The sequence below is a fragment of the Brevundimonas sp. genome, from assembly GCF_030656255.1.
Lineage (GTDB): Bacteria > Pseudomonadota > Alphaproteobacteria > Caulobacterales > Caulobacteraceae > Brevundimonas.
Window position 1 is genome coordinate 1 of the sequence record NZ_JAUSOE010000032.1, and the last position, 11,305, is coordinate 11,305.

The following is an 11,305-nucleotide window of genomic DNA, read 5'->3' on the forward strand; positions in this document are numbered from 1 at the left end:
CTGGAGGCCCGCCACCAGAAGCCCACCCAGGGCCTGTCGCGCCTGATGACCCCGTTCCGGCCCAACCGCCGCAAGCTGGAGGTCGAGGGCTTCTGGGTCGATCAGGGGCGTCTGTCGGTCGAGGGGCCCGAGGTCTTCACCGCCGATCCGGTCAAGCTGCTGACCCTGTTCGTCTGCGCCGACCGCCACGACCTGGACCTGCACCCCGACGCCTTCTCGGCCGTCAGCCGGTCCCTGTCGCTGGTGACGCCCAGGCTGCGTCGTGATCCGGAGGCGACGCGCGCCTTCCTGAACGTCCTGACGCACGGACAGCGGCCCTATCGCACCCTGACCATCATGAACGAGACGGGCCTGCTGGGCCGGTTCCTGCCCGAATGGGGGCGGATCGTGGGCCAGACCCAGTTCAACATGTACCACGCCTATACGGTGGACGAGCACACGCTCCAGGCCATCGGCATCATCAACGACATCGCGCGCGGCAAGCTGAAGGCCGACCATCCGATGGCGACCGAGATCGTGCATCTGATCTCGGACATGGAAGCCCTGATGCTGGGCATGCTGCTGCACGACGTCGGCAAGGGCGGCGAGCGGGGGCAGCTGGAGGACGGGGCCATCGCCGCGCGCCGGGCCTGCGAACGGCTGGGCGTCGATCCGCGCCGGATCGAACTGGTGGTCTGGCTGGTGCGCAGCCACCTGGCCCTGTCGGACTACGCCCAGAAGCGCGACCTGTCGGACCCGGCCACCATCCGCGCCTTCGCCGAACTGGTGGGGGATCCCGAGCGGCTGCGCATGCTGCTGGTCCTGACCGTGGCCGATATCCGCGCCGTGGGGCCGGGCGTCTGGAACGGCTGGAAGGGCCAGTTGATGCGCACCCTGTACGATCAGGTCGCCGCCCTGTTCCGGGGCGAGGACGTGGCGCGCGAGGACCCGCTGGCGGCCCATCCGGCCCTGGTGGAACGGGCGCGTCAGACCGGTGCCGCCGTCCAGGCCACGCCGGTGTCGCCGGTCGAGGGCCTGCCGGTCCAGGCCACGGAAATCTCCATCGCCGCCCTGGATCGGCCGCGCCTGTTCGCCGACCTGGCCCAGACCATGGCCGCGCTTGGCGCCGACGTCACCGACGCCCGGGTGGCGACGACGAACGAGGGGGTGGTGCTGGACGTCTTCCGGGTTCAGGACGGGGCGGGCCAGCCCTATGGCCAGGCCGAACCGCGCCGGCTCAAGGCCCTGGTCGAGGCGCTGGAAAAGGCCGCGCGCGGCGACGGCCGCATCGGCAAGGCGCCGGACCCGACCGGCAACGCCAGAAAGGCGGCCTTCGAGGTCCGGCCCGTCGTCATGGTCGATCACCACGCCAGCGAGGCCGCCACCGTGGTCGAGGTGTCGGGCGCCGACCGGCCGGGCCTGCTGGCGGCCCTGTCGCGGGTCTTCAACGACGAGGGCCTGAACATCCGCTCGGCCCATGTCGCCAGCTATGGCGAACGCGCCGTGGACAGCTTCTATGTGGTGGATCGCAAGGGACGAAAGGTGACGTCCGAACAGCGGATCGCCGAACTGCGCACCGCCCTGGAGGCCGTGCTGGACAGCCGCGCCCCGGCCCCCGAGGGTCGCAAGGTCGCCTCAGCCCGGGCCAGCGCCCGCGACGTCTCGGACTTGGGCCGCCGCACCCGCGCGAAGGCCATATCGCCGCCCCAGGAAGCGCGCTAAGCGAGACAAGACATCCGCTCATCCCCGCGAAAGCGGGGACCCAGATCTTTGGGCGATCCGGTCTTTCCAGCATCGACGTCGTCGATCCAGGATAGGCTTGCGCTGCGAAAGCACTGGGTCCCCGCTTTCGCGGGGATGAGCGGGAGATAGCATTCCGGATTCCGCATGAGCCTCGCCCGCAACACCCTGGTTCAATCGAGCCTGACCCTGGGCAGCCGCCTGCTCGGTTTCGGACGCGACCTGGCCCTGTCGGCCAACTTCGGCCAGGGGCCGCTGATGGACGTCTGGTCCACGGCCCTGATGCTGCCCAACATGTTCCGCCGCCTGTTCGCCGAGGGCGCCTTCGCCCAGGCCTTCGTGCCGGTCTATGGCGGGGTCAAGGCGCGCGAGGGCGACGCGGCCGCGGCGGTGACGGCGTCCGAGGCCATGTCCTTCATCTTCGCCGTGGTCGCGGCCTTCTGCATCCTCTTGCAGGTCGCCATGCCCTGGATCATGCCGCTGCTGCTGTCGGCCTGGAAGGACGACGCCGAGGTCATGCGGGTCGCCGTGATCGCCACCCAGCTGGCCATGCCCTATCTGGCCTGTATGACCATCGCCTCGCTGTTGTCGGGGGTGTTGAACACGGGCGGACGGTTCGCCCTGTCGGCGGCGGTGCCGGTGTTCCTGAACCTGTGCACCCTGGCGCCCCTGATCAGCGGTTTTGTCCTGCCGATCTCGCCCGAGACGGTGCTTCTGGCCACTAGCGCCGCCATCACGGTGTCGGGCGTCATCCAGGCCGGTCTGCTGTGGTGGGGCGTGCGGCGTCTGGGCGTGAAGCTGAAGCTGGGCCTGCCGCGCCTGACCCCCAATGTGAAACGCGCCCTGGCACTGGCCGTGCCCGGCGCCATGGCCGGGGGCGCCATGCAGGTCAACTCCGTCGTGTCCCAGGTCCTGGCCGGCTCGGACGCGGGCGCCCGTTCCGTATTGTACAACGCCGACCGCCTGTACCAGCTGCCGCTGGGTCTTGTCGGCGTGGCCATCGGCCTGGCCCTGGTGCCGCGCCTGACCCGAGCCTTCGTTTCTGGCGATCACGAGGGCGGGCAGAAGACGCTGGACGACGGAATCAACCTGGCCATGGCCTTCACCCTGCCCGCCGCCGTGGCCCTGTTCGTCATTCCCTTCTTCATCATCGACGCCACCGTGACGCGCGGCGCCTTCACCAGCGCCGACGCCGCTCGCACCGCCGACGTGCTGCGCCAGTTCGCCTGGGGCGTGCCCGCCTTCGTCCTGGCCAAGGTCCTGACCCCGCCCTTCTTCGCCCGCGAAGACACGCGCCGGCCCATGTATTTCGCCGTGACCGCTGTGATCATCACCGTCGTCCTGGGGTCCGGCCTGTTCTTCTGGTTCCGCGCCCAGGGCTGGGACGGGGTGCTGGGCCTGGCCATCGCCACCAGCGTCTCGGCCTGGGTCAATGTCGCCTTGCTGGCGGGGGTTCTGATCCGCGAGAACAGCTGGCGGCCGTCGCCAGCCTTCGTCTCGCGCATCGCCCGCGTCCTGGCCGCCAGTGCGGTCATGGCCGGCCTGCTGCTGCTGGCCGGGATCAACTATGGACTGCTCAGCCGGGTGCTGCTGGCCAAGGAGGTCGCCGTCCTGGCGGTCTGCGGCCTGGGCGCGGGCGTCTATGGCGTCTGTCTGCTGGCCTTCCGCGCCGTCACCCTGTCCGAACTGAAGGCGACCCTGCGCCGCGAGCCCGGCGGTTCGACCCTGTCCGTTCTGGACTGAACGAGGCCTATCGAGCCGGAGCCCATTCGATAGAGTCAGCGGCGATGGTTCTGACCTGAAGCGCCATCACGGCGGCGCTGGGGCGGGCTCTTCCCCAGCGCCTTTCCCCCACCACGGCGATCAATCGGACATTGGTCAGGTCAGACGGCCAGGAAAGGATCGTTGATTGCTTCTCGATCGGGACGGGTGGTTGCCACGGCCGACGCCAGTCTTGCCCCATCAGCGTCGGCCCCAGATCGATCGCGCCTTGGGAGACCAGTCTGGGCGGCGCGCCGTCATCATCGGCCAGAGCGAAGAGGATCGCCAAATTGACCTCGGACGGCCCAGTCTTCCACAGGGCGGATGAATCGAGATTAATGCGCGTGATGGTCAGGCGAACCGCCTGGTCGCCCGCCGCCTCCATCTCCAGACCCAGAATGGACTCTACCGGGCCATGCCAGCTGTGTTTCTCGCGGATCACCACGAAACATAGCGCGCGCCCAGGCTCAGGGCGTGCATCCAGCGGGGTCTGTGTCCCGTAGGAATAGGTGCGAAACGGCGCCGCTGCGATCCGGTTTGGAAGGCGGTCCCGCGTCATAGGCAGCAAGCGCCGTCGCTCAACGGGGCTTACAACCGGGTCGCAACCTTCCCTCTCATAGGGCTGGTTTGAAATCGAGACATACGACCTGTCATTCTCGGGCGACCGAGTCACGCACCCGCTCATCGCCAGGGAAGCGCCAAGGATAAAGAAAACGAACGGGCCGCGATTCATGACCTACCCTCGATTGCGGAAATCTAATCATCTCGTCGCTAGGAGGACAAGTTCGCAGCAGGAACTTGCCCTTGTTGAAGGGCTGGGGCATTGCCGGGCGATGTCCGAAGAACTCTCAGCCTACACCGGCCCGCGCCGCATCCTGTCCGGCATCCAGGCCTCGGGCGCCCTGCACCTGGGCAACTACCTCGGCGCCCTGAAACGGTTCGTCGAACTGCAGGACCAGGGCGCGCCGGTCTTCGTCTTCGTCGCCGACATGCACGCCATCACCGTCTGGCAGGAGCCCGAGAAGCTGGCGGCCCAGACGCGCGAGATCGCCGCCGCCTATCTGGCCTCGGGCCTGGACCCGGCCAAGTCGATCATCTTCCCGCAATCCGCCGTGCGCGCCCACGCCGAACTGGCCTGGATCTTCAACTGCGTCGCCCGCCTCGGCTGGCTGGACCGGATGACCCAGTTCAAGGAGAAGTCGGGCAAGCACAAGGAACGGGCCTCGGTCGGCCTCTACACCTATCCCGTGCTCCAGGCGGCCGATATCCTGCTGTACAAGGCCACGGAAGTGCCGGTCGGCGAGGACCAGAAACAGCATCTGGAACTGACCCGCGACATCGCCGCCAAGTTCAACAACGACTTCGGCGTTCCGGGCTTCTTCCCCGTGCCCGAGCCCATCATTCAGGGGCCGGCGACGCGCGTCATGTCCCTGCGCGACGGGGCGGCCAAGATGTCCAAGTCGGACCCGTCCGACAACAGCCGCATCAATCTGACCGACGACGCCGACACGATCGCGTCAAAGATCCGCAAGGCCAAGACCGATCCCGAGCCCCTGCCGGAAACCCTGGATGCTTTGAACGACCGGCCCGAAGCCAAGAACCTGGTCGCCATCTACGCCGCCCTGGCCGGCCTGACCCGCGAACAGGTGATCGAACAGTTCGGCGGCCAGGGCTTCGGCGCCTTCAAGCCGGCCCTCGCGGACCTGGCGGTGGCCTCCCTGGCCCCGGTCACGGCCGAAATGCGCCGCCTGATGGACGACCCGGCCGAGATCGACCGCGTGCTGAAGGACGGCGCCGAACGCGCCGCCGCCGTCGCCGACCCGGTGGTGGACGAGGTCAAGAAGATCGTCGGCTTCTGGCGGGCGTGATGGGCGTGTACGAAGCCAAGATCGCCTGGAGCCGGGGCGACCAGCCCTTCCTCGACAAGCGCTATAGCCGCCTCCACAGCTGGACCTTCGACGGGGGCGCGGTCGTGCCCGGCTCGTCGGCCCCGGTCAGCGTGCCCGTGCCCATGTCCGATCCCACGGCGGTCGATCCCGAAGAGGCGATGATCGCCTCGCTATCCAGCTGCCACATGCTGTGGTTCCTGGCCTTCGCCGCCAACGCCGGCCTGGTGGTCGACAGCTATGTGGACGAGGCGTCCGGCAAGATGGGCAAGGACGAGACCGGCAAGAGTTATCTCGCCCAGGTCACCCTGCAGCCCTTCACCCGCTTCTCTGGCCGCGAACCGGACCAGGCCGAAATCGACGCCCTACACCACCAGGCCCACGACCACTGCGAAATGGCCCATTCGGTCCGCGCGGAAATCACCATTGAAGCGACCATCGGCTAGGTCAGGCGGCCGAGGCTAGGCGGGGGCCGTCTCCTCCTCGACCAGGGAGCGGAACAGGCCGTGGGCGGCGATCATGCCGTCCGAAGTCGCCAGGGTGATGTTGGACGCCGCCCGCGCCAGGTCGCCGGCGGCGAAGACGCCCGGCTGGGACGTCGCCTGCATGGCGTCCACCTTGATCACCCGGCCCATGGGCGTGTCGGTCATCTCGCAGCCCAGATTTTCGGCGAACGGGCTGGCCACGCGGACGTTGGCCCCGACGAAAATGGCCTTCAGATCCACGAACCGGCCATCGGTCAGACGCGCCCCGGTCAGGGTGGGAGCCTCGCCCTCCAGCCGGGCGATGGGGGTGGTCTCGATGGTCACGCCGCGCCGGTACAACAGATGGGCGTCCTCGGGCGAAAGACCGACGTCCAGATCCATAAACAGGGTCACCTGGCCCCATTCCGCGACGATGGCGGCGTACTGCACCGCATGGTCGCCGCGGCCCAGCACGCCGATGGGACCGCCGCCGATCTCGTAGCCGTGACACCAGGGACAGTGCAGGGCGGTCCGGCCCCAGCGTTCCCTGACGCCGGGAATATCGGGCAGCACGTCCTCAACCCCATGCGACAGCAAAAGCCGGCGGCCACGGGTCCGGGTCCCGTCGGCGAAGGCGACCAAGAAGCCGTCGTCGATCCGTTCGACCGCGACCGCCTCGGCTATGCGGAAGGCGGCGGTGGGATAGGCGGCGACCTGTGACCGCGCCGCCGCCGCGATCTCGGCCCCCGGCTTGCCGTCGTTGGCCAGGACGCCGTGGGCGCGGGCGGCGAACCGGTTGCGGGGCCGGCCGTCGTCGATGACCAGGACCCGGCGTCGGGCGCGGACCAGCTGCATGGCGGCGGACAGGCCGGCGTAGGAGCCGCCGATGATCAGGGCGTCGTGGGGCATGGGTTCACGATCCAGGTCTGGGGTCATGGGGCGGAGTCCTGTTCGGGTGAGCGGCCATCCGGCGCGAAAAATCCGCCGCCAGATCGGCCAGGGTGATGTCGTTCAGTCGCGCGACCAGCAGGGCGCGGGCGGCGGCGTAGGTCTCGGCCAGGGCGTCGTTGACCGCCGCCTCGACCAGACAGCCGTCGGCCTCGACCGGTGGAGCCTCGGGAAACAGATCGGCGCCGCCCAGGGCTGCGCTGACTTGGCCCAGGCTCACCTGGTCCAGGGGTTTGGCCAGACGCCAGCCGCCGCCGTGCCCCTTTTCGGACGCCACCAGCCCCTGTTCGCGCAGGCCGGCCATGGTCCGGCGCACCACGACCGGATTGGTCGACAGGCAGAGCGCCAGCTGGTCCGAGGTCATCGGCGCGCCCGTCTTGGCCTCATGGTCGGCCATGTGCAGCAGGGCGTGCAGGATGTTGGAGAGGCGAGAGTCTCTTTTCATGTAACTTCAATTGTTACGTGATGCGGCGTGCGTCAAGACGCGCGGCCTGGATTCTTTTCAGGCGTACGGCGCGGCGTCGGTCAGGAAGGCGCGAAAGCGGCGCAGGGATTCCTCGGTCAGGGCCGGGTCGTGGCGCATCGGGCCGTTGTTGGTCGGTTCGTCGAAAGCGTGGGTGCCCTCGGCGATCCAGCTTTCCACCTCGGCGCCGCAGTGGCGGATCATGGCGTTGACCCGTTCGGCGTTGCGCACCGTGGTCAGGTGGTCGCCCTTGCAGGTCACGGCCAGCACCTTGGGACAATGGCGCCAGGGCTTCATCCGGTTGAAGGCGAACGGCCCGACGTAAGGATAGGCCAGCCAGACCGCCTTGACGCCCGACAGGTCGGCCGCCGCCGGATCGGCCACGCCCAGGGTGTTCGGCGCGGGCGCGGCGCTCATCATCTCCATGATCGACCAGCCGCCGTGGCTCCAGCCCGCCAGGGCCAGCCGGGTCGCATCCACGTCCGGCCGCGCTGACACGCCCTGGATGGCCGCCAGAACGTCGCCCGCCCGCTCATAGCCGCGAAAGGCCAGGCCGGTGCAGACCGCCGTCAGGGTGTAGGCCCGGCCCCAGCCACGCGGGCCATAGGAATCGATGACGAAGGCCCGCCAGCCGGCCGCCTTCGCCACCTCGGCGTAACGGGGCAGGTGGTCGCGCAGGCCGCCGCAGCCGTGGAACAGCAGCACCGCCGGCCGTGGCCGGTCGTCGTCGGGGCCGACGACAGTGACATGGGGCTCCAGCCGGGCCCAGCGGCGCTTCAGATCATCCATGCCGATTTATGGCCGCAGCCGGCGCCCGAGCGCCAGCCCCCTTGCGGAACCGATCATTTCGATATATCTAATCCTCAGTGAATAGATATATCGAAAAGGAGTGGGCGATGAGATCCCACGGACATTCTCAACACCGCCGCGACGGATGCGGCGAAAAACACGGGCGTCACGGCGGCCTGGGCTTTGGTCGGTTCATGCGCGGCGGACGCGGCGCGGACTTCGGACCGGGCTGGGGCGGCGGCGAGGGCCGGGGCCACGGCCGGCGCGGCGGCGGCCCGCGCCTGTTCGACCATGGGACCCTGCGCTGGGTCCTGCTGTCGCTGATCGCGGAGAAACCCAGCCACGGCTATGAGCTGATCAAGGCGGTCGAGACCCGACTGGGCGGCGCTTATTCGCCCAGCCCCGGCGTCATCTATCCCAGCCTGACCCTGCTGGAAGAAATGGGCGCGCTGGAGTCCCAGACCGAGGGCGGCAAGAAGCTGTATTCCATCACCGAGGCGGGCCGCGCCCTGCTGGCCGAGAACGCCGAGGTCCTGCGCGCCGCCGAGGCGACGATGGACAAGTTCGCCGCCCGCGCCCTGCGCCCGGCCGCCATCCAGGACGCCGTCGGTCGGCTGCGCGCCACGCTGCACGGACGAATGACGGGCGAAACCGCCCTGACCGAAGCTCAGGTTCAGGCCATCGCCGCCATCCTGGCCGAGGCCGCCGACAAGGTGGAACAGGCATGAGCGGGCGCGAAGTCCGCCGGGTGCGGCACGATCTGAAGTTCCGCACCCTGTCCGTCGCGTCGGTCCAGGACCTGACGCCGACCTATCGCCGCATCGTGCTGGAGGGCGCGGACCTGGACGGTTTCGTCTCTCTGGGCTTCGACGACCATGTGAAGCTCTTCCCCGTCCGCAACGGCGAGGCCCCGGTCCTGCCGACCCTGGGTCCGGACGGGCCGATCCTGCCTGAACCGCGTCCGGTCGCGCGCGACTACACCCCACGCGCCTATGACGTCGCCACGCGGCGGCTGACCCTCGATTTCGTGGTCGGCCACGGCGGTCCGGCCACCGAATGGGCCGAGGCGGCCGAGCCGGGCTCGATCCTGGGCGTGGGCGGACCGCGCGGCTCCTTCATCGTGCCGACCGACTATGCCGATCATCTGTTGATCGGCGACGAGACAGCCCTGCCCGCCATCGCCCGCCGGCTGGAGGAGCTTCCGTCCGGCGTCCGCGCCCATGTGGTGGTCGAGATCGCGGACGCGGCCTCGAAACTGACCTTCGACAGCGCGGCCGAGGTCGCCGTGACCTGGGCGCTGCGCGACGGCGCCCCGCGCGGCCGGTCTGAGACCTTGCTGGCGGCGGTCGAGTCCGCTTTGGCCGAGGTCGACCGGGCCGACGCCTATGTCTGGGTCGCGGCCGAATCCGCCGTGGCCAAGGTCCTGCGGACAAGGCTGCTCGATCTCGGTTTTTCGGCCAAGGCGATGAAGGCGGCTGGTTACTGGCGTCTAGGCGACGCCGGCGCCCACGAGGTCATCGAGAACTAATTCTTTCGTCATTCCGGATCTTCGGGCCAAGCGGGCCTTCGCCCAGAATGACGAAAGTGAAGCGGGCTAACCCGCCACGCGCAGCGTCAGGTTCAGACGCCCCCCGCCGGGGATCAGGCGCGAGGAGCCCTCCAGCACCCTGTCGATCCCGTGCCGGGCCAGCCGCGCCGGGCCCGTCAGGGCGCAGACGTCGCCGCTCTCCAGCCGCAGGGCGGTGGTGCGTCCGCCCTCGGCCGCGCCGATGCGGAACATCGCGGCGTCGCCGAGCGAGACCGACAAAACCGGGGCGCCCAGGTCGGCCTCGTCCCGGTCCTGGTGCAGGCCCATCTTGGCCCCCTTGCGATACAGGTTGACCAGACAAGCGTCCGGCCGCCGGGGTCCGCCGACCGTGGCGTCCCAGAGGTCCAGCAACACAGGCGGAATATCCGGCCAGGCCCGCCCCGTCTCCGGGTGGGTCGGCTGATAGCGATAGCCGCCCCGGTCCGAGACCCAGCCCAGCGGCCCAAGATTGCTCATCCGCACCGAAAACGGCCGTCCGCCCGGCGTCATCGGCTGGTAAAGCGGCACCGCTTCCAGACGGGCGAACACCACATCGACCAGATCGGCCTGAGCCTGGGCGTCCAGGGCGGCAGGCCAGAGGCGAAAGCCCTCGACGGCGGTTTTGACCTCTGAAATCATGCTGAAACCGGGGACATAGCCTCATCCTGGGCGAAAACCGGTTCCGGCGCACCGCTGAATCGCAGAACGCCCTTGCAGGCCTAGGGGACTTTCCCATATCGGGGCCAGCTTCGGAGAAACCCCGAGAAGTTTGGGGCTATCCGGCATCTATCACGCCAACCCACAGGGGGCGGTCACGCGCGGCGCTTCGTCGAAGGCCGCCGCATCGCCCGCCATACGGAGAGAATAGTACGCCCATGGCCAAGATTATCGGCATCGACCTCGGCACCACCAACTCGTGCGTGGCCGTCATGGACGGCAAGAACCCCAAGGTGATCGAGAACGCCGAAGGCGCCCGCACCACCCCGTCGGTGGTCGCCCTTCAGGACGGCGGCGAGACCCTGGTGGGTCAGCCCGCCAAACGTCAGGCCGTCACCAATCCCGCCAACACCTTCTTCGCCATCAAGCGCCTGATCGGCCGCAACTTCGACGATCCCGTCGTGGCGAAGGACAAGGGCATGGTGCCCTATGAGATCGTCAAGGGTCCGAACGGCGACGCGTGGGTCCGCGCCCATGGCAAGGATTATTCGCCGCAACAGATCTCGGCCTTCACCCTCATCAAGATGAAGGAAGCCGCCGAGGCCTATCTGGGCGAAAAGGTGACGCAGGCCGTCATCACCGTCCCGGCCTATTTCAACGACAGCCAGCGCCAGGCCACCAAGGACGCCGGCAAGATCGCCGGGCTTGAAGTCCTGCGCATCATCAACGAGCCGACCGCGGCCGCGCTCGCCTATGGTCTGGAGAAGAACGAAGGCCAGAAGATCGCCGTCTACGACCTGGGCGGCGGCACCTTCGACGTGTCCATCCTCGAAATCGGCGACGGCGTCTTCGAGGTGAAGTCGACCAATGGCGACACCTTCCTCGGCGGCGAGGACTTCGACCTGCGTCTGGTCGACTACCTGGCGGACGAGTTCAAGAAGGAGCAGGGCGTCGACCTGCGCCAGGACAAGCTGGCCCTGCAGCGCCTCAAGGAAGAGGCCGAAAAGGCCAAGAAGGAGCTCAGCTCCACGACCCAGTACGAGGTCAATCT

General features: G+C 68.5%; 12 protein-coding genes. 7 read left to right on the top strand and 5 right to left on the bottom strand.

All coding sequences use genetic code 11. The features are described from left to right. Both Q7J26_RS03810 and murJ read left to right on the top strand, forming a co-directional pair. The coding region (locus Q7J26_RS03810; RefSeq protein ID WP_304935179.1) for an ACT domain-containing protein at positions 1–1,701 on the top strand (1,701 nt) is incomplete at its 5' end. Between the two features lie 165 nt (positions 1,702–1,866). Continuing rightward, positions 1,867–3,462 carry a murein biosynthesis integral membrane protein MurJ gene (gene murJ / locus Q7J26_RS03815; RefSeq protein WP_304935180.1) on the top strand — a complete coding sequence of 532 codons (1,596 nt, stop codon included), beginning with the start codon at positions 1,867–1,869 and terminating at the stop codon, positions 3,460–3,462. Positions 3,463–3,469: 7 nt separating this feature from the next. Here murJ and Q7J26_RS03820 read toward each other — a convergent pair whose 3' ends face one another. Then, a complete protein-coding gene (locus tag Q7J26_RS03820) occupies positions 3,470–4,039 on the bottom strand; it encodes a hypothetical protein (protein WP_304935181.1) in 570 nt (189 codons plus the stop codon). A gap of 274 nt (positions 4,040–4,313) precedes the next feature. On the opposite strand from Q7J26_RS03820, the gene trpS reads away from it, so the two are divergent. Further along, positions 4,314–5,348 carry a tryptophan--tRNA ligase gene (trpS, locus tag Q7J26_RS03825; protein WP_304935182.1) on the top strand — a complete coding sequence of 345 codons (1,035 nt, stop codon included), beginning with the start codon at positions 4,314–4,316 and terminating at the stop codon, positions 5,346–5,348. Beyond that, the gene (locus tag Q7J26_RS03830; RefSeq protein ID WP_304935183.1) at positions 5,348–5,812 is read left to right on the top strand and encodes an OsmC family protein; all 465 of its coding nucleotides are present in this window, start codon (positions 5,348–5,350) and stop codon (positions 5,810–5,812) included. Before trpS ends, Q7J26_RS03830 begins: the two co-directional genes overlap by 1 nt. A gap of 15 nt (positions 5,813–5,827) precedes the next feature. On the opposite strand, the gene Q7J26_RS03835 is transcribed toward Q7J26_RS03830, so the two are convergent. The 3 genes from Q7J26_RS03835 to Q7J26_RS03845 are packed head-to-tail and all read right to left on the bottom strand — an operon-like array spanning position 5,828 to position 8,030. Further along, a complete protein-coding gene (locus Q7J26_RS03835) occupies positions 5,828–6,766 on the bottom strand; it encodes an NAD(P)/FAD-dependent oxidoreductase (protein WP_304935184.1) in 939 nt (312 codons plus the stop codon). Next, a complete protein-coding gene (locus tag Q7J26_RS03840; protein ID WP_304935185.1) occupies positions 6,744–7,223 on the bottom strand; it encodes an Rrf2 family transcriptional regulator in 480 nt (159 codons plus the stop codon). The genes Q7J26_RS03835 and Q7J26_RS03840 overlap by 23 nt, the downstream gene beginning before the upstream one ends. A 57-nt stretch (positions 7,224–7,280) precedes the next feature. Beyond that, a complete protein-coding gene (locus Q7J26_RS03845) occupies positions 7,281–8,030 on the bottom strand; it encodes a dienelactone hydrolase family protein (protein WP_304935186.1) in 750 nt (249 codons plus the stop codon). Positions 8,031–8,137: 107 nt separating this feature from the next. On the opposite strand from Q7J26_RS03845, the gene Q7J26_RS03850 reads away from it, so the two are divergent. Both Q7J26_RS03850 and Q7J26_RS03855 read left to right on the top strand, forming a co-directional pair. Beyond that, positions 8,138–8,758, top strand: a complete 621-nt coding sequence (locus Q7J26_RS03850; RefSeq protein WP_304935187.1) for a PadR family transcriptional regulator — start codon at positions 8,138–8,140, stop codon at positions 8,756–8,758. Then, on the top strand, positions 8,755–9,558 hold the full coding sequence (locus Q7J26_RS03855) for a siderophore-interacting protein (RefSeq protein ID WP_304935188.1): 804 nt from the start codon (positions 8,755–8,757) through the stop codon (positions 9,556–9,558). The genes Q7J26_RS03850 and Q7J26_RS03855 overlap by 4 nt, the downstream gene beginning before the upstream one ends. A 66-nt stretch (positions 9,559–9,624) precedes the next feature. Here the strand turns inward: Q7J26_RS03855 and Q7J26_RS03860 are convergent, their stop codons facing one another. Beyond that, positions 9,625–10,236, bottom strand: coding sequence for an alpha-ketoglutarate-dependent dioxygenase AlkB (locus Q7J26_RS03860; protein ID WP_304935189.1), 612 nt, complete (start codon positions 10,234–10,236; stop codon positions 9,625–9,627). Positions 10,237–10,472: 236 nt separating this feature from the next. Between Q7J26_RS03860 and Q7J26_RS03865 the strand changes: the two genes are divergently transcribed. Further along, positions 10,473–11,305 (top strand): Hsp70 family protein (locus Q7J26_RS03865; RefSeq protein WP_304935190.1); only part of this gene is annotated, 833 nt, incomplete at its 3' end.

Excerpts from the sequence above, each read along its gene's own strand:
- murJ (WP_304935180.1), top strand. The coding sequence starts at position 1,867 with ATGAGCCTCGCCCGCAACACCCTGGTTCAATCGAGCCTGACCCTGGGC.
- Q7J26_RS03820 (WP_304935181.1), bottom strand. The coding sequence starts at position 4,039 with ATGACGCGGGACCGCCTTCCAAACCGGATCGCAGCGGCGCCGTTTCGC.
- trpS (WP_304935182.1), top strand. The coding sequence starts at position 4,314 with ATGTCCGAAGAACTCTCAGCCTACACCGGCCCGCGCCGCATCCTGTCC.
- Q7J26_RS03830 (WP_304935183.1), top strand. The coding sequence starts at position 5,348 with ATGGGCGTGTACGAAGCCAAGATCGCCTGGAGCCGGGGCGACCAGCCC.
- Q7J26_RS03835 (WP_304935184.1), bottom strand. The coding sequence starts at position 6,766 with ATGACCCCAGACCTGGATCGTGAACCCATGCCCCACGACGCCCTGATC.
- Q7J26_RS03840 (WP_304935185.1), bottom strand. The coding sequence starts at position 7,223 with ATGAAAAGAGACTCTCGCCTCTCCAACATCCTGCACGCCCTGCTGCAC.
- Q7J26_RS03845 (WP_304935186.1), bottom strand. The coding sequence starts at position 8,030 with ATGGATGATCTGAAGCGCCGCTGGGCCCGGCTGGAGCCCCATGTCACT.
- Q7J26_RS03850 (WP_304935187.1), top strand. The coding sequence starts at position 8,138 with ATGAGATCCCACGGACATTCTCAACACCGCCGCGACGGATGCGGCGAA.
- Q7J26_RS03855 (WP_304935188.1), top strand. The coding sequence starts at position 8,755 with ATGAGCGGGCGCGAAGTCCGCCGGGTGCGGCACGATCTGAAGTTCCGC.
- Q7J26_RS03860 (WP_304935189.1), bottom strand. The coding sequence starts at position 10,236 with ATGATTTCAGAGGTCAAAACCGCCGTCGAGGGCTTTCGCCTCTGGCCT.